The organism is Paraburkholderia sp. FT54, assembly GCF_031585635.1.
Taxonomy (GTDB): domain Bacteria; phylum Pseudomonadota; class Gammaproteobacteria; order Burkholderiales; family Burkholderiaceae; genus Paraburkholderia.
The window spans coordinates 613,684-635,071 of sequence record NZ_CP134197.1 but is presented as its reverse complement, the minus strand read 5'-3'; the positions used below and the strand labels follow the sequence as shown (position 1 = coordinate 635,071).

General features: G+C 60.5%; 20 protein-coding genes and 2 pseudogenes. 17 read left to right on the top strand and 5 right to left on the bottom strand.

All coding sequences use genetic code 11. From position 1 onward, the window contains the following. The first annotated feature begins 154 nt into the window (after positions 1 to 154). Positions 155 to 331, top strand: coding sequence for a hypothetical protein (locus tag RI103_RS35700; protein WP_310818772.1), 177 nt, complete (start codon positions 155 to 157; stop codon positions 329 to 331). A gap of 247 nt (positions 332 to 578) precedes the next feature. Continuing rightward, positions 579 to 983, top strand: coding sequence for a hypothetical protein (locus RI103_RS35695; protein ID WP_310818771.1), 405 nt, complete (start codon positions 579 to 581; stop codon positions 981 to 983). Positions 984 to 1,209: 226 nt separating this feature from the next. Here the strand turns inward: RI103_RS35695 and RI103_RS35690 are convergent, their stop codons facing one another. Beyond that, the gene (locus RI103_RS35690; protein WP_310818770.1) at positions 1,210 to 2,109 is read right to left on the bottom strand and encodes a LysR family transcriptional regulator; all 900 of its coding nucleotides are present in this window, start codon (positions 2,107 to 2,109) and stop codon (positions 1,210 to 1,212) included. A 197-nt stretch (positions 2,110 to 2,306) separates the two neighbouring features. Here RI103_RS35690 and RI103_RS35685 point away from each other — a divergent pair, with 197 nt between their 5' ends. From RI103_RS35685 to RI103_RS35675, 3 genes are all read left to right on the top strand, one after another. Beyond that, positions 2,307 to 3,053: a glucose 1-dehydrogenase gene (locus tag RI103_RS35685; protein WP_310818769.1), complete on the top strand. Its 747-nt coding sequence runs from the start codon at positions 2,307 to 2,309 to the stop codon at positions 3,051 to 3,053. A gap of 99 nt (positions 3,054 to 3,152) precedes the next feature. Then, the gene (locus RI103_RS35680) at positions 3,153 to 3,443 is read left to right on the top strand and encodes a hypothetical protein (RefSeq protein ID WP_310818768.1); all 291 of its coding nucleotides are present in this window, start codon (positions 3,153 to 3,155) and stop codon (positions 3,441 to 3,443) included. A 271-nt stretch (positions 3,444 to 3,714) separates the two neighbouring features. Beyond that, the gene (locus tag RI103_RS35675) at positions 3,715 to 4,470 is read left to right on the top strand and encodes a hypothetical protein (protein WP_310818767.1); all 756 of its coding nucleotides are present in this window, start codon (positions 3,715 to 3,717) and stop codon (positions 4,468 to 4,470) included. A gap of 284 nt (positions 4,471 to 4,754) precedes the next feature. Here the strand turns inward: RI103_RS35675 and RI103_RS35670 are convergent. Continuing rightward, positions 4,755 to 4,932, bottom strand: a pseudogene (locus tag RI103_RS35670) (IS5/IS1182 family transposase); the annotation flags it as partial. 215 nt (positions 4,933 to 5,147) lie between these two features. Between RI103_RS35670 and RI103_RS35665 the strand changes: the two are divergent. Both RI103_RS35665 and RI103_RS35660 read left to right on the top strand, forming a co-directional pair. Then, on the top strand, positions 5,148 to 6,320 hold the full coding sequence (locus tag RI103_RS35665; protein ID WP_310818766.1) for a serine protease: 1,173 nt from the start codon (positions 5,148 to 5,150) through the stop codon (positions 6,318 to 6,320). 528 nt (positions 6,321 to 6,848) lie between these two features. Further along, positions 6,849 to 7,157, top strand: coding sequence for a DUF4148 domain-containing protein (locus RI103_RS35660; protein WP_310818765.1), 309 nt, complete (start codon positions 6,849 to 6,851; stop codon positions 7,155 to 7,157). Between the two features lie 505 nt (positions 7,158 to 7,662). On the opposite strand, the pseudogene RI103_RS35655 reads toward RI103_RS35660, so the two are convergent. Both RI103_RS35655 and RI103_RS35650 read right to left on the bottom strand, forming a co-directional pair. Then, positions 7,663 to 7,828: pseudogene (locus RI103_RS35655) on the bottom strand (integrase); the annotation flags it as partial. A gap of 86 nt (positions 7,829 to 7,914) precedes the next feature. Next, positions 7,915 to 8,829, bottom strand: a complete 915-nt coding sequence (locus tag RI103_RS35650) for a LysR substrate-binding domain-containing protein (RefSeq protein ID WP_310818764.1) — start codon at positions 8,827 to 8,829, stop codon at positions 7,915 to 7,917. A 175-nt stretch (positions 8,830 to 9,004) separates the two neighbouring features. Between RI103_RS35650 and RI103_RS35645 the strand changes: the two genes are divergently transcribed. The 4 genes from RI103_RS35645 to RI103_RS35630 all read left to right on the top strand — a co-directional run bounded on the left by RI103_RS35645 (position 9,005) and on the right by RI103_RS35630 (position 13,147). Next, positions 9,005 to 9,892, top strand: coding sequence for a transketolase (locus tag RI103_RS35645; RefSeq protein ID WP_310818763.1), 888 nt, complete (start codon positions 9,005 to 9,007; stop codon positions 9,890 to 9,892). Continuing rightward, positions 9,889 to 10,890, top strand: coding sequence for a transketolase family protein (locus RI103_RS35640; RefSeq protein ID WP_310818762.1), 1,002 nt, complete (start codon positions 9,889 to 9,891; stop codon positions 10,888 to 10,890). Before RI103_RS35645 ends, RI103_RS35640 begins: the two co-directional genes overlap by 4 nt. A gap of 6 nt (positions 10,891 to 10,896) precedes the next feature. Then, the gene (locus RI103_RS35635) at positions 10,897 to 11,745 is read left to right on the top strand and encodes an NAD(P)-dependent oxidoreductase (RefSeq protein WP_310818761.1); all 849 of its coding nucleotides are present in this window, start codon (positions 10,897 to 10,899) and stop codon (positions 11,743 to 11,745) included. Between the two features lie 76 nt (positions 11,746 to 11,821). Then, a complete protein-coding gene (locus RI103_RS35630) occupies positions 11,822 to 13,147 on the top strand; it encodes an MFS transporter (protein ID WP_310818760.1) in 1,326 nt (441 codons plus the stop codon). A 51-nt stretch (positions 13,148 to 13,198) separates the two neighbouring features. Here RI103_RS35630 and RI103_RS35625 read toward each other — a convergent pair whose 3' ends face one another. After that, positions 13,199 to 13,933 (bottom strand): FCD domain-containing protein, encoded by a 735-nt coding sequence (locus RI103_RS35625; RefSeq protein WP_310818759.1) that lies wholly within the window; start codon positions 13,931 to 13,933, stop codon positions 13,199 to 13,201. 678 nt (positions 13,934 to 14,611) lie between these two features. Between RI103_RS35625 and RI103_RS35620 the strand changes: the two genes are divergently transcribed. The 6 genes from RI103_RS35620 to RI103_RS35595 all read left to right on the top strand — a co-directional run bounded on the left by RI103_RS35620 (position 14,612) and on the right by RI103_RS35595 (position 21,385). Further along, positions 14,612 to 15,028: a tripartite tricarboxylate transporter TctB family protein gene (locus RI103_RS35620; protein ID WP_310819384.1), complete on the top strand. Its 417-nt coding sequence runs from the start codon at positions 14,612 to 14,614 to the stop codon at positions 15,026 to 15,028. Positions 15,029 to 15,031: 3 nt separating this feature from the next. Continuing rightward, positions 15,032 to 16,591, top strand: coding sequence for a tripartite tricarboxylate transporter permease (locus RI103_RS35615; protein WP_310818758.1), 1,560 nt, complete (start codon positions 15,032 to 15,034; stop codon positions 16,589 to 16,591). A gap of 160 nt (positions 16,592 to 16,751) precedes the next feature. After that, positions 16,752 to 17,639 (top strand): fumarylacetoacetate hydrolase family protein, encoded by an 888-nt coding sequence (locus RI103_RS35610; protein WP_310818757.1) that lies wholly within the window; start codon positions 16,752 to 16,754, stop codon positions 17,637 to 17,639. Positions 17,640 to 17,793: 154 nt separating this feature from the next. Beyond that, complete coding sequence (locus tag RI103_RS35605; protein ID WP_310818756.1) at positions 17,794 to 18,756, top strand: tripartite tricarboxylate transporter substrate binding protein; 963 nt, start codon at positions 17,794 to 17,796, stop codon at positions 18,754 to 18,756. 2 nt (positions 18,757 to 18,758) lie between these two features. After that, complete coding sequence (locus RI103_RS35600; RefSeq protein WP_310818755.1) at positions 18,759 to 19,229, top strand: 2Fe-2S iron-sulfur cluster-binding protein; 471 nt, start codon at positions 18,759 to 18,761, stop codon at positions 19,227 to 19,229. Next, positions 19,226 to 21,385, top strand: a complete 2,160-nt coding sequence (locus RI103_RS35595) for a molybdopterin cofactor-binding domain-containing protein (RefSeq protein WP_310818754.1) — start codon at positions 19,226 to 19,228, stop codon at positions 21,383 to 21,385. Before RI103_RS35600 ends, RI103_RS35595 begins: the two co-directional genes overlap by 4 nt. The last annotated feature ends 3 nt before the right edge of the window (positions 21,386 to 21,388 follow it).

The window sequence follows — 21,388 nt, the reverse complement described above, 5'->3', positions numbered from 1 at the left end:
CCCAGCTGCAACCTGCATGAGCCAAGGATAGAACCGAATATGTATTCACGATAATTAAAGATTTTTTGGAGTTGCATAGCTGATTGATTATGGATGATGGCCGTGTTGGTGCAGGCCATGTGTACACGGGAGGCAGGGCGATCAGCATGTCCAGATGTCTGCGCAACAGCCCCTTCACGCGGCGCTCGCCGAGGTTGCACGCGGTCTGGGGGGCAGCGAACTCGCATGCGAGCAGGCGGTTAAAACTTTGCTTCTGCTCGCCCGCGGCGTTGACGATGAGGCGCGTTCGTTCGCTCTGGCCGATGACTTGTCGACCGACCTGAAGGGATGAATGATCGCTGCACCCGCATAGCCGCCGTCGAGGCGGTGAGGGTGCCGATGACTGGAGAGGGTCGCCTGCGGAAGTTCGCTAGTCGAGTCGAACGCACTGCACGTGGCTTCCGATGGAATTCCAGGTTCGGCCATCTATGGACGTTGGCTTGAACTAGAATCTGGGTTGGGTAGCAGAGAGGCAACCGCCGAGTTTATGCGCAAGAACAGTAAATTCTGGCGCCGCAATGAGGCTCCGTGAACATTTCATGAAACAGGGGATTGTGATGCGCGCCCACCTCGCTGTTATTGTCTTTCCTTTTCTAGTTGCCGGCTGTAACACACCGCCGATTCCCCCCGGCAAACCTGTCGATATTCCCACCGCTTTGGAGCAGGTCATGGTGGGCCTCTGCAATTTCAAAAAAGAACAAGCGGCGCGCGGAAAGGACTGGGGCGTCGCTCTTGAATCGATTACCGTGGAACTTGACTTGACAGTGGACGGCGCAAGAAATCCCCCAGTGGCGGTCGCCCCAGATATTCAATTTATCCCGACCGTCAGCTATGGACAGATCATCACAGCCAACAGGGGAAGCAGGCTGGCGCTTACGCTGAAGAATACCAGCGGCAACAGTGTTCCCGTTGGCGAGTGCGATGTGTCCAAAGCTGCAAAATAAGGACCGCAAATCGGCCGGCGCCATTCGGGCCGCCGGCATTCAATGAACTCGTCGCCCTGCCAGCACGCAAGGGCTACGATTGGCGCGAAAGAACGCTACGAACGCATACGACATACGAGGCCGCGTAGGGCGGTGGTCGGCCAGATTCGGACCTTCGACATTGTCGGCTGGATCGTTGACAATTGCGTTCGGATTACCAGTGATCTTCCTTACACCCATCCGTGCATCAACGAGCGCTTTGCCACGAGCGGGTGGTCAGGTCGTCCACTCTTGAAAGGAAGAGCTTCAAGACGGGCGACATATTCGCCTTGCTGTAGCCGATAGCCAGATCAACTTCCGGCACATTGCCAGCTAGGGGCCGGCTAACCACCGACCACGGCATCAAATTCTCAAGGTACGAGGGAATGAGCGTCAGACTTCGGGTCGATGCCACCAACGACATGACCATCGCAGGGTTATCGACGTTTTGGGTCGGCACGATTTCGATACCGGAACGCTTCAGGTAGCCGTCGATAACCGCGCGCACCACCTTCGCCTTGCTCGCCATGGCAATAAAAGGGTAATCGGCAAGGTCACGGGGAGAGACTACGTCGCGTGATGCCAGCATGTGGTCGCTGGGCATCAGCACCACCAGCGGCTCCTGACTCACGACTTGATAAGCAAGATCGAAGTCCGGCTCGGCGCGCATGAATGCCAGATCCAGCTTGCCTCGTGCAACTCCTTCAGCAAGATCTGGCGAATACCCACTGGACACCGTGACATCCACGTTGGGTAATTCATCTCGAAGAATGTGCATGGCTCTGGGTAGCCATGTCATCTCCTGCCCGGTGAGAAATCCGAGCGCAAATCGCTGCTTGGACGGCTGTGCTGCCTGCTTGGCGGCTTCAATGGCGGCATCCACCTGATTCAGCGCCAGCCGCACGTGATCGATGAAGGCCTTTCCAGCGGCAGTCAGTTCCACGCCGCGTGCACTGCGGCTAAGCAATTCAACCCCGACCTGGGTTTCCAGATCCCGAATTTGCCGGCTCAGCGATGGCTGGGAGGTGTGCAAACGGCGTTCGGCTGCGACCGTAAGGCTTCCTGTCTCGGCGACGGCGATGAAGTATCGAAGGTGCCGCAATTCCATGATCCCTCCACGATGCCGCTTTTGCTTGACCATGCCTTCAAAGCATGACCTCCCAGCTTATTAAGTCTTTTTCCATTCTGCCATAACCCCCTAAATTCCTTCTCAAGGCATCGTAGTTGGAAGGTTTTCCACTTCGAACGTTGGCATCTTCGGTCAACCGCCTCACGCACAGAAAGCCATATTTTTGGGAGTTTTTTATGAGCAAACCCGTAATTCTTATTACCGGTGCCCTGACTGGCATCGGCCGAGCCACCGCCCTCGCATTCGCCCGGAACGGTGTCAACCTCGCTGTCGCTGGCCGCCGCACCGCGGACGGCACAGCTCTGGAAGCGGAACTTAGGAAGTTGGGCGCGGAAGCTGTCTTCATCCAGACCGACGTACGCCACGAGGACGAAGTGCGCCAACTGGTCGATCAGACCGTAGCCCGCTTCGGTCGACTCGATGTTGCCGTGAACAACGCCGGGACCGAGGGTGTGCCTGGTCCAGTGATCGAGCAGACTCCGCAGACGTACGCAACTGTGTTCGACACCAATGTCCTTGGCACACTGCTGTGTCTTAAGCATGAGATGCGCGTGATGCTGGCGCAGAAGAGCGGCAGCATCATCAACATCTCGTCGACCATGGGTAGCCGTGGTGCCCCGGGTGCTTCGATGTATGTCGCGAGCAAGCATGCCGTCGAAGGACTGACAAAAGCGGCTGCGCTGGAAGGCGCAGCTGCCGGCGTGCGTGTGAACGCTGTTGCGCCGGGTCCGGTGGAAACGGGCATGCTGGACCGTTTTACCGGAAGCGCTGAGCGCAGGCAGGCAGCGCAAGCCGGTGTTCCCGCAAAACGTTTCGGCACACCGGATGAAATCGCGGATGCTATTTTGTTTCTTGCGTCGCCCAAGTCGGCATTCGTGGTGGGGCAGATTATTGGCGTGAACGGCGGTAAGACTGCGCTTTAATTCTGATTTCGCCGTTGTCAGCGTTTTCGTTGTAAGTCGATTTTTCCAAGCCGCGATTGTGGCAAATTCTTCTGCGTGGGGGGTGAAGGCACGCGCTGGGTGTCCGGCCAGAATGAAGCCAACGAACTCCACACAGATGCATGGCAATCCTATGCGATCATGCCACGCCACGCCACGGTTGCGGCAGCAGTGACCGCAGACAGATTCCACAACATGCCACTGTGGGGGCAGTTTTTGAGCCGCCACGGTGGCGTCAGGAAAGACGCTGTGACGTTGTCCGCTCGACGGGTTCGCGATCAGAACAGTGTGGACGACCTTGCACAATGTTTCCCGCTGCAGCTGCTTGCCGTTTCGGCACCGGTCGACGTCTTCTACGAGTTCTACGCGTGAAAACTTGCGGTAAAGTTCGACTGTTAAAGGTCCGTTTTCAGGAGAATCGGATGTCCCTTGTGGGTCGACCACGGTCTCACGCCTCGGTCGGAAGCTGACATTCGCAGAATGCTGAAACGACGGATCTCCGATAACCGCGATGGCCGATAACGCGGCGAATGTGACTGATGCGACAAACGGCTTCGGCGCATAGGGCCTAAAATTAAAAACAGCGCCGGTCCCTTTGTGTGGGGCGGCTCGCCTTATCCTCTTCTATCAACGGCAGGCGGCCATGAACACTCACGATGTGCGTTTCGTTCGCCCGGTGCTGGCCGCACTTTGCGGGGCTTCGCTCGCAACACTCGTCGCGTGTGGCGGAAGCGCCTGCTTCGGCCTCGACGGCTGTGGCGGCAGAAACGGGATGCCAAACGTCGCTCTATCCGGCACGGCAGCGATCGGCAAGGCGCTCGCCAGCGCGATGGTTACCTTCAGTTGTGCGTCGGGTTCGGGCTCTACCCTGTCAGACGGCGGTGGACACTACAGCATTACGTTCAACGCCACGCTTCCCTGCATCCTCGCTGTGACCTCCGGCGGCGCGACTCTGCATTCGCTGGCATTTGCCGGTGGCACTTTCAATACGACACCCGAGACCGAACTGATGTTCGTCTACCTCGCTTCGCAACTTGGCACAAACGAGACCAGCCTGGTTGCGGGCTTCCCGAGCAACTTACAGTTCCAGCGGGTGCTGGCAAATCAGACCAATGTACTGGCTGCGCAATCGGCAGTCGTCACGAATCTGCAGCAGCACTATGCGGTCACACTGACGGCACCGGCGTTTCTGACGACGCCGTTTATCGTCGGGCAAGCAGGGGTCGACAGCGATCTCGGCGCGCTGGCGACAGCAGGCGCCATCAACGTCAATGGTATGCCCGATCCGGCTGCCGTCTCGCTGCTGTCCGCGGCGGGTCTCGCCCATCCGCTCACGACGACGTCCACACCTTCATCCGGCACTGGTGGCACGGGGAGCGCCGCCGGCGGCATGATGTGAACTGAGGCAGTTTGAGGCTGGCGTCATCAGGCAGCGGTCGGCCATCTTCAGCTGTTTGCCACCGCACTCAGACGGCCATTCAGGCGGCCGCTCCACTCCTACAACGGACTATCGTCCTGGCATCGGGCGGACGGGGCATTGGCCGAAGATTTCTTCCGGCGGCGAATGGCCGCCTCAACGCGGGGACTAATGGCGTAGTTGGCCACATCGGCATCAGCATCTTGCACGAGGGTGCCCAGAATGGCCGCCGGCGTGCCGGTGTCCGCTAGCGCATACGCCGCCCAAATGCGCAGCATCGCCTCCACCGCGAACGGCGGACGACTAGGCTTGCCTTCTCGGGCATACGAGGGCAATCAGCATCACCAGATCGGCCCCCGGCACGACCCGGTTCATGTCGTCCAGGAATTCGCACTTGCGGGTGCGATTCATCGACAAGTTCAGTCCAAGGTCAGTCTGTTTCATGCGCTAAGTCCTCGCTGGCTCGACGATTCATTGCAAGCACAACCGGAGGCGATTATGCAGAATTTTCCTGACCGCCTTCTGGCAACGCATCCGCGAAGCCACTGCGGATAAAGCCCGTCCGCCCTTGTGTGTACTAGCGTACAGACGGAGTCTTGGCCGTCCTTAAGATCCTCAAACATTAAGGCGGCAACCAATGCCGCTTTCTGGAGGCAGCCATGACTGATATTGAAAAACTAAAAGCGGCCTTGGCCAAGATCGCCGAAGTGGCTAGCGCTGCAGTAAGCGACGACGCGTGTCCACCAACGAAGACCGAGAAGCACAATTTGAACCACCGACCTCTGACTGGCAAGGAGCTTAATGCTAGAGCGTCCGAATTCGACCGTGATGGCCGGCACTATGGTCTTCAGATCTCCGTTGACGTCACGAGTTCGAGCGCTCCCGAACCAAAGACGACGATCTACCGCGATGGCGACCGGTGGCGCATCGAGTTTGACATCCATCGCGCGACGACCACGCAACGCACCGGCCTCACCGTCGGCACTTTGCGACGGCCCGCGCGCGACGAGCGCATCCCATACCAACTTGACGGGTTCATCCCAGTCGACGCGCAGGTCCGCACTCGGCCGCTTATCGAACGGATCGTCCGAAGGCAGGTGCGGTTGCGCGGGCCCAAGGGCGACTACACGCCGCTTGTGGTGTTTCCCGGCGACGCCCGGCACCTGCTCACGGATAGCAGCTGGCCGTGGAACTTGACTGGGCGGGTGACGACCAGCGATGGCAATTCCGGCTCGGGCGTGCTCATCGGCGATCGACTCATGCTCACCGCGCATCACATGCGTCCGAGCGCCAGCATTAATCGGGGAAGCTGGTGGATGACGTTCTCGCCTCACTTTGACGGCGCGACCAATCCTAATGCTCCGTTCGGGTCAAGTAACGTTAGTGATCTTCGCCATTACGACGCCGACAGCGACGACGACTACGTCGTCGGGCACGACTTCATGCTATGCCGGCTGTTTGAGCCGCTCGGCCAGCGACTCGGCTTTTTGGGGGCCACCACCTTCAATGATGACTGGCGCGGCATGCAGGTTTGGGCCAACATCGGCTACCCTGACGATGTGGGCGGCGGGACGCGCCCCGCGGTGCAATTGAATCAAAGCATGGAGGACGACTACGAAGACGACGACGGGCAAATCATCGAAACTGAGGCGAGCCTCAACCACGGCAACTCCGGCGGCCCGTTCTTCTCCTGGTTCGACGACGGCCATGTTCGCCTTTGCGGCGTCGTGTCCTCGGGCGGCACGTTCGGCGACGACCGGGACAATGCGCTTGCCAGCGGCGTCGACATGATCAACTTGATCAACTGGGGACGCAGCAACTGGCCCGCCTAAATGTTGAGATTGTGTTACTGACTGAGTATTGGGTGACCGTAGTGCTCGTACTCGGTCTGCTGCTCTGGCGAGCCGCGGCGTCCTATCAATAGTTCGGCAGAAAGCTGCCTCATTTTGGGAAACGACACATAACCAGCTAAGGATGCCCCGTCGTCGGGTAAGCTGAGCATCCACCTAACGAGTGTCAATGCGGCATGGAACCCGGATGACATTCCCGGAGCGAGGAGCTGGCAAACCTTGGCTGTTGGCCACCTCCGAATGTCGAAGTTGGCCGATCCCCGCGCCAGTCAGCAAGGCAGGATGAATGGCCGTTGTACCGTGGAAAGTGCCTTCCGCGCCGCTTGTGGCTGAGCGGCGGCAACGGGTTGGTCGATGCCTTTCGCACAAAACTCTCGATCGGCGATCGTCGCTTTGTACAGTGCGCCTTCTTTCAGTGACTGGACTAAGGCAAAATAAACGCGGAAGTCACGCGCGACCGGCGGCATCGCACCGTCCGCGTCGCACCAATCGGACCCGTGGAGATGCGCTATGGAAAACCTCGCGAGAAACTGCTCGGCGCTTGCTGCGTTGGCGCTCCTGCTGACTGGATATGCCGCCGGCGCGCCACATAGCGGGCCACATCTGAGCCCAACGGAGTGCCGTGACCTGGCCGAGATTAGAAGCAACGCGCCCCGGACGAAGTCGCAACACCAAAGCGAGCTTTCGGCCCTGAGGAAAGCGGGCTACAACCCGTCACCGTGGCACGACGACCCACACTACCCAGCGAATCTACACGCGGCGCAGCGCCTGGTCGACCATTGGTTCGAAACGGAGTGCAAGCAGTTGCAGCCCAAGTGAGAAGCCTCCGGAGCCACTACGGACCTCCTCAGACTTAGCGCGCAGCAACCGCGCGTCGCATTGCAGCGCAGCGCTGATCCCGTGGGCTGCAGACCACCCCACGGCTCTCCTTTTCAACGTTCGAGGTATGTCTCGGACCGAGTTCGGTCAGCTACGAACGTTGACCCACGCTTTCACCCCGGACGTTCGAACATGGGCTCCGTCCCAGACCGCGGACCCTCGTGCGCGGGTCATGTCAGCCGCGTCGTCGCCCGGAATAGCCATCCGGCTCGACCTCAGACAATCGCTCGCTTGCTAAACGGCACCGGGGAATACGTCGACGACGACGGGCCTATCTCGCACCGTAGAAATGACGGTATTGCCACGATGCCTGCTTCTTCAACTCATCGTCTGGCCATGGCCCGGTGCCAAATCTGCTGATCGAAAGCGCCTGCGCCGCACGAGCGAAGCCGAGGGCCTGCTGGTCGCGCCAGTCGGTCGGGGGCGTTTCAACAATGAAATGTCTTCCAGTGCCATAGACGACCGAAAGGGCCGTCTGATGCTTGACGTTGCCCGTTGCGGCGATCAGCCGCCACACTTCATCTGCGGCCGCGCACAACAGGCAGTGTGCGGGGCACGCGCACGGATTGCATCCGGGCCATCAGTTCCGGTTCGTGGAGCGTGATCTCGAAGACCACGACCGGTTACGTTTGCCGTCCACGAAGAGACACCGACCACTGCGACGCTGAGCGGCGTATGCATGCGAAGAAGAGGGCGCTCAAGACTCTGTCTCGTCGTCTAGACCGGGGTGATCGATTCTCAACTCCTTGAGCAGCCAGGTCTTGAAAGTGTCAAACGCCTGGTGATAGTGAGCCCGTTTCGGATAGACGAGGTAGTGCCCGACATAGGGCACTTCACGCGTACGCCCGAGCAGCGGGCACGCCAACTTCCCATTCTTCAATTCGCGATCGGCCAGTAGCGTCGATTCGAGCACGACGCCGAGTCCGTCGACCGCCGCCGCGATAGCCATCGAACTGCGGTCGAAGTGCAGGCCGTAGTGGCTGGGCGGGCTCAGATCGTTAGCTTCAAACCAGCCTCTCCACTGGAACATCTGGACGTCGCATTGAATTAGCGTGTGCGCATACAGGTCTTCGGGGCTGCGGATCTGCGCGGCAAGGTCCGGCGTGCACAACGGCGTGAGCTTCTCCAGCGCTAGCGGAATCTTTTCATGCGCGGATGGCTTCGGCTCGCCGTACACGATGTCGAGGTCGAAATCATCGTTTTCGAAGCGCGCGTAATCGGTGCTCGCGGAAAAACGCAAGTCGATGTTCGGATTTTCGCGGACGAAACCCGATAGTCTGGGCAGCAGCCACTGCGTGGCGAAACTAGGCGCCGTGTGCAGGCGCAGCGGAGTCGGTCCGTCGGTCGCGACGAGCGCGAGTCCGCGCCGCATCTCGTCCATGCCTCGCTGCACGTGCTCAAGCAGGATCGCCCCCTCGCGGGTGAGTTTCACCTCGCGCGTACTGCGCTGAAACAATCGCAGATTCAACGTCTCTTCGAGTTTGCGGATCGAGTGGCTCACCGCGCTCGGCGACAGATCGAGTTCGTCGGCGGCCGTCGCGAACGACGCGGTGCGACCGGCCGCCTCGAAGACGCGCAGGAATGGCAGCGGCAGTTTGCGGACCGACTTCATGCGTGAATTCCATTCATTAATAGGTGCAATCCTTTCTTTTGTCAGGCCGTTTTACCCAATGATACTCTGGCTCTGCGTCGAATTGATCGACTACTGATGAATGAAACGCACCTGTCGCCGCCAGATACGGCGGCGCACCGGGCACAGACATTCCGAAAAGTACCAGGACGGAGACATGACACCCATCACCGACTCAACGCGGGCGGCCGCCGACACGCCAGCCGATCCCCACGCCAACCTCGCGCACCACGCATACCGGATTCGCCGCTTTGCTCTACGTATGGGCGAAGTCCAGGGGCAAGGCTATATCGGCCAGGCACTCGGCCTCGCCGACGTGCTCGCCGTCGCCTGGTGCCACGCCATGAAAATTCGTCCGGACGATCCCGAATGGGAAGAGCGCGACCGGTTCCTGCTGTCGCACGGACACTATGCGATCGCCCTTTATGCCGCGCTGATCGAAGCCGGCATCATCGAGGAGACCGAACTTGAAACCTATGGCTCGGACGACAGCCGCCTGCCCATGTCGGGCATGGCGACCTACACACCGGGTATGGAAATGTCAGGCGGCTCGCTCGGTCAAGGCATGACGATCGCCGTGGGCATGGCGCTCGGCCTGCGCCTCAAAGGCAATCCTGCCTTCGTCTACAACTCGATGTCCGACGGCGAACTCGACGAAGGCGCGACGTGGGAAGCGGCGCTCTCCGCAGCACATCATCGGCTTTCCAACCTGATCGTGCTCGTCGATATCAACCGTCAGCAGGCGGACGGTCCCTCGCACGACATCCTCGCGTTCGAACCGCTCGTGGACAAATGGCTGGCTTTCGGCTGGCACGTTGAACGTGTGGACGGCAACGATCTCGACGCTGTGATCGGCGCATTCGATCGGGCGCGTGCGCTGACTGATGAGAAGCCGCGGGTAATTCTCTGCGACACGCTGATGGGCAAGGGTGTGCCGTTTCTCGAAGCACGCGAGAAGAATCACTTCATCCGCGTAGATCAGGAAGAGTGGCAGCAAGCGATTGCCGTGCTCGATCAGAACCACACGCAAGGAGATCGCTCATGAGCGCCGTCACTGAAAAGAAGCCCCGTTTGACCACGTCCGCGATGATAGCGTCGATCGCATCGGAAGGGCAAAGCACACGCCCGGCGCCGTTTGGACATGCGCTCGTGGCCGAGGCCGAGAAGCGTCCGAATATCGTGGGCATGTCCGCCGATCTGTCGAAGTACACGGACCTGCACATTTTCGCAAACGCGTTTCCCAAGCGCTTTTTCCAGATGGGCATGGCTGAGCAGCTTCTGATGGGCGCGGCGGGCGGCATGGCCAAGGAGGGCTTCATTCCGTTCGCTACGACCTACGCGGTGTTCGCGACCCGCCGCGCCTACGATTTCATCCATCAGGTGATTGCCGAGGAGAACCTCAACGTCAAGATATGCGCCGCTTTACCGGGGCTGACGACGGGCTATGGTCCGAGCCACCAGGCAACCGAAGATATCGCGCTGATGCGCGGCATTCCGGGACTGACCATCGTCGATCCGTGCGACGCGCTCGATACCGAGCAAGCTGTCGCCGCGATTGCGGCCCATAACGGCCCCGTGTATATGCGCTTGTTGCGTGGCAAGGTGCCGGTCGTGCTCGACGACTACGACTACACGTTCGAACTGGGCAAAGCCAAGCTGCTGCGCGACGGCGCCGATGTGCTGATCGTCTCGTCCGGCATCATGACCATGCGCGCGCTCGAAGCCGCGCAGGCGCTGGATGACGGATCGGCCAGCGTCGCCGTGTTGCACGTCCCGACGATCAAACCGCTCGACGAAGCCACCATCATCGAACAATGCAAACGGCCGGGCCGGCTCGTGATCGTTGCGGAGAACCATAGCTGTATCGGCGGGCTTGGCGAAGCCGTCGCCATCGCGCTGATGCGCGCGCGTGTTATGCCCGAGTTCCGGCAAATCGCGCTTCCCGATCAGTTCCTCGACGCGGGTGCCCTCCCGACGCTGCACGACCGCTATGGCATCTCGACTTCATCGATCGTCGGGAACATAAAACACTGGCTCAAGTAGGCGGACATGATGAAGGTAACCTTTGTGGGTATCGGTGCGATCGGTCTGCCGATGGCGTTGCAAGTTCAAAACGCGGGCCATAGCGTGACGGGCGTCGATCTTTCGAGCCATGCGCGCGACGTCGCGCGAGCAAGCGGCCTCGACGCCGTCGGCCTGTTCGATGCGGCACCGGCCGCCGAGGTCGTTGTCGCCATGGTCGCAACGCCTGCGCAACTGGCTTCGTTGATCGACGGCGTAAGCGAAGCAGTGGCCGGGCAGCGCTGGATCATCATGTCGACCGTCGGCCCGGTGAGCGTGCGTGAACAGGGAGCGCGGTTGCGCGAGGCGGGTGCGCGTGTGGTCGATGCGCCCGTGACGGGCGGCGTCGCGCGGGCGAGGACGGGCGAATTGGTCATCTTTGCCGCCGGCAACCAGGACGACATCAGCGCGTTGCGTCCGGTGCTCGATGCAATGGGCAGCGTGCGCGTTACGGGCGAAAACCTCGGCGACGGTCAGAGCATCAAGGTGGTGAACCAGCATTTGTGCTCGGTGCATATCGTTGCCGCCGCCGAGGCCTTGCATCTGGCCAGTTCGCTCGGCCTCGAGCCTGCCGCGGTGCTCGAACTGATCGAGAAAGGCGCGGCGGGTTCGTGGATGTTGTCCGATCGCGGGCCGAGGATGTTGGCCGGCACCGACGTCAACGTGACAAGCGCGATCAATATTTTCGTCAAGGACAGCGATCTGGTTGCAGCCGCGGCTGAGGGTTGCGGCGCGGACGTACCGCTGCTCGCAGTGGCCAATACCCGCTACCACCAGGCTGCCGACGCCGGCCTCGGCACACGGGACGATAGCCGCGTGATCGAAACCTGGCGCTGAGAGACTGGCGCGCAATGGCCGTCGCCTCGGCACGGCACGATTTCTGACTTAATAAAACGATCCGGAGACAACTGCCATGAGTACCTCTACTACGACGCTTGCCGCGAGGGACAACCCGATCAAGGTCTCCTTTGCCTCGATGATCGGTTCGGCGGTGGAAAGTTATGACTTCTTCATCTACGGCACCGCCGCCGCCGGATGGTTCGGCAAGATATTTTTTCATACCAACGATCCGATCATTGGCATTCTCGCGGCGTTCGCCACGCTTGCTGTCGGCTTCCTGATGCGTCCGTTCGGCGGCTACCTTGCTGGCCATTTCGGTGATCGTTTGGGTCGCAAGACCGTGCTGTTCTGGTCGCTGCTCGCGATGGGAGCCGCAACGGTGCTGATCGGCGCGTTGCCGACCTACGAGCAGGCCGGCGTGCTGGCGCCGGTCCTGCTGATTGTGTTGCGAATGGTGCAAGGCATCGGCTTCGGCGCCGAATGGGGCGGGGCGGTGTTGATGGCGTGTGAGCATGCTCCGGCTAGACGTCGAGGCTTCTTCGGCGCTGTGCCACAGGTTGGAATTCCGCTCGGACTGCTGCTCGCCAACGGTGCGTTCCTGCTGTCGTCGCATCTGTTTGAAGGAAACTGGGTATGGCGGGCGCCGTTCCTTGTGTCATTCGCGATGGTGGCGATTGGCATTTTCATCCGTTTGAGCGTCAAGGAGTCGCCTGCATTCGAGGCCATCAAGGCCAGCGACACGATCGTCAAGCAGCCCGCGCTGCAGGTGATCCGCAGCGACTGGCGGATGATCCTGAAGATCATCGGATTGCGCCTGGCGGAAACGGGGGGCTATTACATCACGACCAGCTTCATGCTGTCGTACGTGATGCTGGCGCATGTGACGAGCAAAGAGAACGTGCTGTGGGGGACGATGATCGGCTCGGCCATCGGTCTCGGCAGCCATCTGTTGTACGGCGCGTTGAGTGACAGACTGGGACGACGCCCGCTTTTCCTGTTTGGCTCATTGTTCACGATCATCTTCGGCGTGCCGATGTTCCTGTTGATCAACACTGGCGCGGGCGTCATGGTCATTACGGCGGTATCGCTGTCGCTGCTGTTCAGCCACGATCCTATCTTTGCCGTCGAATCCAGTTGGTTCTCCGAGCAGTTTCCCGCCAATGTGCGCTCGTCAGGGATTTCGCTTGGCTACAACGGGGCGTCGGTCGTGGCGGGACTGCTGCCGTTCATCGCCACCGGACTGTTTGGCGTCGTTGGCTGGATGGGACCTGCCATCATGTTTTCACTGCTTGGAGTCGTCTCCAGCTTGTGCGCGTTGTCCATGCGCGAGACGGCGCCGGCGGTGGTGGAGAAACAAGTTGTCATGCCCGTGAACCAGCATGAAATGGGCACCCGCTGAGTGAACTCGCCGGCGGCTGAAGCTCGCCGGATCGAGACTGTCCGCCACGTGTCAAAAGTCGAAAAGATTGTGCCGTACGTTCACCAGGTGCGCGACCATGAAATCGCGTGCACTGGCCGCATCGCGTTCCTTGAGCGCTGCCAGCAATTGCCGGTGCTCGCGCTGATAAGCGAGCCTTCGCTCAGGCGTAAGGCTGCGTTTTTTTAACAAGCCCCATTCGCCATGTTCGCGGACTTTCAGAATCAGATTGAAGACGCTGATCATGAAATTGTTGTGCGCGGCCTCCGCGATCTTGTGATGAAACTCGGCGTCCCAACGCTCGAACTCCTCGAGCGTCTTTGACCGCTCCGCGCTCAGGCAACAAGCTTCCATCGCTGCAAAATCGGCCGGTGTGCCATTGCGCACCACCAGGTCGATCAGGCCCGGCTCGAAAATCAGCCGTGCGTCCATCAGCTCGGCAGGGCTTACTACAGTTTGTGGCTCGGCTGCCTTGGGTATTTTTTGCTCAATATCCTCGGCCACGTAAGTACCGCTGCCCACGGTCTGGGTGATCAGACCCATGTCTTTCATCTGCGCCAGCGCGCGTCGCACAGTCGAGCGGCCGACCGCGTAGGCCTCGCTCATCTGCCGCTCGGTGGGCAAGCGTTCGCCCGCATGCCAACGGCCATCGCGGAGGTTGGACAGCAGCGCTTCCTTGAGCGTGTAAACCGGATCTGAAACGGGATGTTCGGGCATTGGATAAAAAAGCTGTAACGGGTTCCACGAATCATAAGGCAATGACTGCAAGGTTGGTACAAATTGGTTTCACACGCGCGCGCCGCCAGATGTGCCCGGTTTTCGCCACCCCGGTATCACCGTTCGCAATCGAATGCGCCCAGCACAAACCAAGATGTGCTGGCAACAGCTCCAACGTGATCAAGGCCGCCGGCCACGGTCACTTCGTGGATTGACGAGAAAACATTCGATTGCTAGCATGGCTCCGTTTGGGTTTATTTTAAACCAAATTGAACCAATAGGAAATCTCGTGCGCGTTGTTTCCCTGCTCGTTGACCACCGTCAAGTCTGTGTCGTTGTCGCCGCTCCACAGCGCCGTCGAGGTTCGCCACCTGCCGCCTTATCTCAAGTCCCGTCATTCCTCAAGACACGCGATGTCATGACCCGACCGCGGATGCCTGAGTCCCTCTCAATACCGTCGCACAAAGGACCTTTGACCCGTCAGCGAAGCAGCGGGAAAGCTCCGTTGAACCCGTTGCGTAGGGCAACCGGACAAACCAGGTCGTGGCAACCCTAAAAAAATGAAGGTGAATCGCTACGCCGAAAAAGACAGCGTTTTAGCAGTACCCAAGCTCCGGAAAGAACCGGCGCGAAGGCAAATTACAGGAGACAAGTAAAGTGAGTACCAAGACGGCGCATGCATTCGGGTTTCTGCATCGCTATAACAAAGATCTCTATGCGGGCGCCCTGATGCTCGTGCTCGGTCTCGGCTCGGTCTATGCCGGGCTTGGCTATAACGTGGGCAGCCTGAGTCACATGGGCTCGGGATTCTTCCCTGTGGCAGTGGGGACCGTTCTCGTCCTGTGCGGCCTCGCAATCGCATTTTCTGCCAAAGCCCCTGACGCCCATGCCACTGCGGAACCGGCGCCGCCGCCAGAATGGCGCGCCTGGTGCTGCATCGTGATAGGCATTGCCGCCTTCGTCGTGCTGGGCCGATACGGCGGCCTGTTACCCGCCACCTTCGCGATCGTGTTCATTTCGGCACTCGGGGACCGGGACAACACCTGGGTCAGCGCGCTCATTCTCGCCGCCGCGATGTGTGCGATCTGCACCGTCGTGTTCTGGTGGGCGTTGAAACTGCAGTTTCCATTGCTATCCTGGGGTTGAATCATGATGAGTCAATCTCTATTGGACTTGATGCAAGGCTTCGGTGTCGCGCTTCAGCCCCACAACCTGATGTGGTCGTTCGTCGGCGTGTTGATCGGCAACCTGATCGGTGTGCTGCCGGGCATGGGCGCGTTGTCGGCCATTTCGATGTTGCTGCCGCTGACCTATACGATGCATCCGATTCCCGCCATCCTGATGCTGGCGGGTATCTTCTACGGTTCTCAATACGGCGGCGCGATCGGTGCGATCCTGCTCAACCTGCCATGTCATCCGCCGCACGCGGTGACCTGTCTGGACGGTTATCCCATGACCAGACAGAACAAAGGCGGCACGGCACTGGGCATCGCCATGCTGGCTTCATTCTTCGCGGCGTCGTTCGGCATCGTTGTGATGGTTTTCGCCTCGCCGCTACTGGTCAGCGTGGCTTTCAAGTTTGGGCCGGCCGAACTGTTTTCGATCATGCTACTGGGCCTGCTGGCCGGTGGCACCATGTCCCGGGGCTCGGCGCTCAAGGGAGTGGCGATGACGGCGGTGGGACTGCTGATCGGCATTGCCGGCACAGACGTCAACAGCGGTGTGATGCGCCTGACCTTCGGTCTGCCACAGCTTTCCGACAAGGTCGAACTGGTGGCGCTGGCGCTCGGCCTGTTCGGTGTGGCGGAATTTTTGCGCAACGTCAATCGCATGGAGTCGGTGGGTAGCGGCACGAAGGTACGTTTGCGCGACATGCGACCCAGCATGGCCGAGCTCAGGCAAGCGTTCTTGCCGATGGTGCGCGGCACGCTCATCGGTACGTTGTTCGGCGCGATGCCGGGCACCGGTCCTACCATCACCACGTTCCTCGCTTACGCGGCCGAGAAAAAGCTCTCCAAATCACCCGAACGGTTCGGCCGCGGCGCCCTCGAGGGCGTCGCTGCGCCGGAGGCCGCGTCGCATTCCAAGACCCAGGTCGACTTCATTCCAACCATGAGTCTGGGCATTCCGGGCGACGCCGTGATGGCGCTGATCCTCGGCGCGCTGTTGATCCAGGGTATCCAGCCAGGTCCGCAGTTGATCACCGAGCACGCCGACCTGTTCTGGGGGCTCATCGCCAGCTTCTGGATCGGCAATGTTCTGCTGGTGATTCTGAACGTGCCGCTGATCGGTGTCTGGGTGAAGCTGTTGCGGGTGCCTTATCGCTATCTGTATCCGTCGGCACTGTTTTTCATTGCAGTGGGCGTGTACAGCACCAACAACAGTCTGTTCGAGGTTGGCGAAGTGCTGGTGTTCGGCGTGGTCGGCGCCATCTTCGCCGCGCTTGATTTTCAGGTCGCGCCGATCCTGCTCGGTTACGTGCTCGGACCGATGGTCGAAGAGTATTTCCGGCGCGCGATGTTGCTCTCGCGCGGAGACCTGGCAGTCTTCATCGATCGCCCGATCAGCGCCTTTTTCATCGCCTGCAGTGCTCTGCTCGTCCTGGTGCAACTGTTTTTTTGGGTGCGCGGCATGAGAAAACGCGCTGCCCAACGCCGCTCATTGCACGCGACGAAACCAGCCACCGTCACCGACAACACGCTGGTCTGAGCTGCGATATATTGGTTGCAATTGGTTAAACCGATTCCCAATCTAGGTTGCTTGTTTTTCATCACAACGCGGAAAGAAGCTAGTTTACTGGGCGGACGGGTCTTGTAGAATGGTTTTGTTTGGGATATATTAAAACCAATAGTAACCAATAGGAGATTTGATGCGCTTTGCTTCCCTGCTTATCGACCGGCGTCACGTCCCGGTCGTCATCGCCGACGACCTGCAACGCTTCGTCGAGGTTCGTCACCTTCTGCCCGGCTTTGACGGTGACATGATCGATCTCATCGCCCAGGTTTCGTTGCCGGACCAGCAGTTCGCCGCCGCCGTGCAACGCACTGATCGCTGGCAAGCCGTCGGTACCCACGAGCTGCTCGCCCCGCTCGAGGTGCGCCGTAACATCTTCTGCGTCGGCAAGAACTATCACGAACATGCGAGGGAGTTCAGTCAATCCGGTTTTGACACGTCCGCCCAGCAAGGCGAGGTCGCTCCGCCCGCGCCCGTGGTCTTCACCAAGCCCGCTTCTACCGTGGTCGCGCATCGCGCCACCGTCAAAGCCTTCGAGCACCTCACGTCCCAGCTCGACTATGAGGTCGAACTCGCTGTCGTCATCGGTAAGCCTGGCATAGGCATTTCCAGGGCGAATGCCCTTCAGTACGTGTGGGGCTACACCATCGTCAACGACGTCACAGCGCGCGACCTCCAGCAAAAGCATCGTCAATGGTTCATCGGCAAGTCATTGGATACCTTCTGTCCGATGGGCCCCTACCTGGTTTCCGCCCAGGGTATCGATAGCGCCAATCTGAACGTGCGTTGCTGGATCAACGACGAACTGCGCCAGAACGCCAACACCAAAGACCTCATCTTCGATATCCCAACTATCATCGAAACCCTTTCGGCCGGCATGACTTTGCTGCCCGGCGATGTCATCGCCACCGGCACCCCCGCTGGCGTCGGCATCGGGTTCAAGCCCCCCAGGTTCCTCAAGAAGGGCGATGTCATGAAGCTCGAGATCGATCACCTCGGCTCCCTTGTCAACACCATTGGATAAATAGCGCGCGGCATCTTTTTCAATGAGCACGGCGCTTGTGCGCACCACGCCGGGCGGCCGTGTCGTTACTGCGCACGCAGTGGCGACGCGGACTATAAATACCAGGAGGCACGTCATGAACAATCGTTGGAGCACTCGCTCCTTTCGCCGGTGCATGGGCCAAGTCTTGACGCTTGGCGCACTGGCGTTGACATCGATCGCGAGCTTTGCAGCCGACGACTATCCGAGCCGTCCGGTCACCATCATCGTGCCATTCGCGGCAGGCGGGTCCGCCGACGTATACGCACGCATCGTCGCGCAACAACTCAGCGCTCAATTGAAGCAGTCGTTCATCGTCGACGACCGGCCTGGCGCGGGCGCCATCATCGGCACCGAGTATGTGGCGCAGTCGAAGCCCGATGGCTATACGCTGCTGTTGATTTCCAACACGCACACCGTCAACGAAACGCTCTACACGAGGAAGCCATTCAAGCTGATGAGCGATTTCGTGCCCGTGGCGCCCATCAATTCTTCCGACCTGGTGCTGGTGACACGCCCGGGTCTGGGCGTGAATAGCGTCGCCGACCTGATCAAGCTGGCGAGGAGCGAACCAGGCAAACTGTCGTATGCCTCGTCCGGTTACGGCACGCCTTATCACATGGCCGGTGAGCTATTCAAACAGATGGCCGGCGTCTCGATCCTGCATGTGCCTTACAAGGGCAGCTCGAATGCACGTACCGACGTAATCGGCGGCCAGGTCGACATGATGTTCGATGCCACGACCACCATGGCGGGCTTTATCAGCAGCGGCAAGGCCAAGGCGCTGGCCACCACCGGCACGGTGCGCTCGGACCTGCTGCCGAATCTGCCAACCGTCGATCAGTCTGGGGTGCCTAAGTACAACGCCGTGATCTGGCTCGGCCTGATGGCGCCCAAAGGCACGCCGCCCGCGGTGGTCGACAAGCTCAACGCCGCACTGACCCGGATCGTCGCCACGCCGCAGATCAAGGCGTCCTGGCAGAAACAGGGCGCCGACACGATGTCGATGAATCCGACTCAGTTCACGCAATTCATGAATGACGACATAAAAAAATGGGCGCAGGTAGTGAAGGTTTCGGGTGCGAAGGTCGACCAGTGATCATGGCCGCGACTACGCGCATTCCGGTTACGGTCAATGGGACCGGCCATGGGTTCGATCTGGACGGCGACACGCGTCTGCTCGACGTGCTTCGCGATGAACTGAAGCTCAAAGGCACGCGTTTCGGCTGTGGAGAAAACCAGTGTGGTGCGTGTTTCGTCCTGGTCGACGGTTTTGCGGTGGCGTCATGCGACACACCGCTTTGGGCGCTGGCAGGCAAGCATGTGACCACGGTCGAAGGATTGGGCAACCCGGGGGCACCGCATCGCTTGCAGCGGGCGTTCATCGCCGAGCAAGCCGCGCAATGCGGCTACTGCAGCTCGGGCATGCTGATCGCAGCGGCGGCCCTGCTCGAGCGCTGTCCGCACCCGACAGACGCCCAGGTTCGAGAGGCCCTGGACCGCAATCTATGCCGGTGCGGCAGCCATAATCGCATCGTGCGCGCAGTGCTGCGTGCCGCCTCGTCATCGTGAACTCTCGCACCACCTTCTCCGCCGAAGCGACAGGCGTACTGGTCAGCGAGCGGCCGCAGAGTCTGCGCGCCAATCCTTGCCTTGGCGCGTGGCTGCGCTTCTCCAGCGAGGGATACGTCGACGTGTTTTCGGGCAAGGTCGAGTTCGGCCAGGGCATCGTCACGGCGCTCGCGCAGATCGTTGCCGAAGAACTGGATGTCGGCATCGACCAGATTCGCATGCGCCCGGCCAACACGGCGGCGAGTCCCGACGAGGCCGTCACCTCCGGTAGTCTTTCGATACAACACTCCGGCACCGCGTTGCGACACGCCTGCGCGCACGCCCGCGCTTTGCTGCTCGAACGTGCTGCGCGTTTGTTGCAGGTGTCCACGGATCTGGTGCATCAATTAGCGGTGAAGCGCGGCGAAATCAAGGCGCCGCACGGCGGTATCGCGAGTTACTGGGCCATCGCCGGCGATGTCCAGTTCGACGTCGATGTCGATTGCACAATTACCGTGAAAGCGGCCGCCGCCTATACCGTCGTGGGCGCGCCGGTGTCGCGCGACGATCTCGCGGATAAATTCCTGGCGGTTCCTCGATTTATCCAGGATATCGAGTTGCCGGGCATGCTGCATGGACGCGTGCTGCGTCCGGGCTCGCGCGCGGCGACACTGCTCGCGCTCGACGATGGCGCAGCACGCGTGGTGTCAGGCGTGGTGCAAGTGATACGCGACGGCTCGCTGGTGGGCGTGCTGGCCACGTCGCAGCGCGCCGCCGTCGAAGCCATTGACAAGCTGCGCCAGCACGCCCGCTGGCAGCACAGCGAGCCCCTTCCCGAACAACAGAAGTTGAGCGTCTGGTTAAAGCAGCAACCAGTGGAAACCACCGTGGTGGCCAACCGGCAAAGCGCCGCCCCCGACGTTGCACGCACCTTGAAGATGACCTGCGACAAGCCGTTTCTGGCGCATGCCTCGATCGGCCCCTCGTGCGCATTGGCCCGATTCGACGGCGAACGGCTGGAAGTGTGGAGTCATAGTCAGGGCATCTTCAATCTGCGCGCCGACCTGGCGTTGAGCTTCGACATGCCGGTATCGGCCGTGGTGGTGCGGCACGCGGAAGGCGCCGGCTGTTATGGGCACAACGCGGCCGACGACGTTGCATACGACGCCGCGTGGCTGGCGCGCGCCGCGGGCGGCCAGCCCGTTCGAGTCCAGTGGAGCCGGGCGGACGAGCTGGCATGGGCGCCGTATGGCCCTGCCATGGTGATCGAACTCGAGGCAGATCTCGATGCGGGCGACCGTGTGGTGGGCTGGCGGCATAGCGTCTGGAGCAACGGTCATGGCACGCGGCCGGGTCGCGGCAACACTCCCGCGTTGCTGGGCGCCTGGCATCTCGAGACGCCGTTCGAAGCGCCCGTGGCAATCAATCCCCCGCTGGCCGCGGGCGGTGGTGCCGAGCGTAATGCGGTGCCGTTCTACGATTTTCCCGCGTGGAACATCGTGAATCACCGGGTGCTGAGCATGCCGCTGCGAACCTCGTCGTTGCGTTCGTTAGGGGCATTTGCCAACGTGTTCGCGCTTGAGTCGTTTGTCGACGACCTGGCCGAAGCGACCCGCAGTGAACCGCTCGAATGGCGCCTGCGGCATTTGTCGGATCCACGCGCCCGAGCCGTGCTGCAGCGCGCGACGCTGCGCGCCGGCTGGCATGAAAGGGATAAGCAGGAATGCATCGGCTATGGCATGGCCGTGGCACGGTATAAAAATTCCGGCGCGTACTGCGCGGTGGTGGCACGCATCGAGGCAGGCGTGCAGATCGTGGTCACCAGACTGAACATTGCCGTGGACGTGGGCACCGTCATCAACCCAGATGGCGTCGCCAACCAGATCGAGGGCGGTGCACTACAGGCTGTGAGCTGGACCTTGAAAGAAGAAGTGCGATTCGACCGGCAACGCGTCACTAGCGATAGTTGGGAAACCTATCCAATCTTGCGGTTCACGGAAGTTCCCGCTGTCGAGGTCGATATCGTGCCGTCGAACGCACCTGCTTGTGGGGCGGGCGAGGCATCGCTGGGGCCGACCGCGGCGGCCATTGGTAATGCGGTACGCGATGCGCTCGGCGTGAGAGTAACCAGCCTGCCCTTGACCGCGGAGCGAATCATCGCGGCATTCGGCCATTAATCC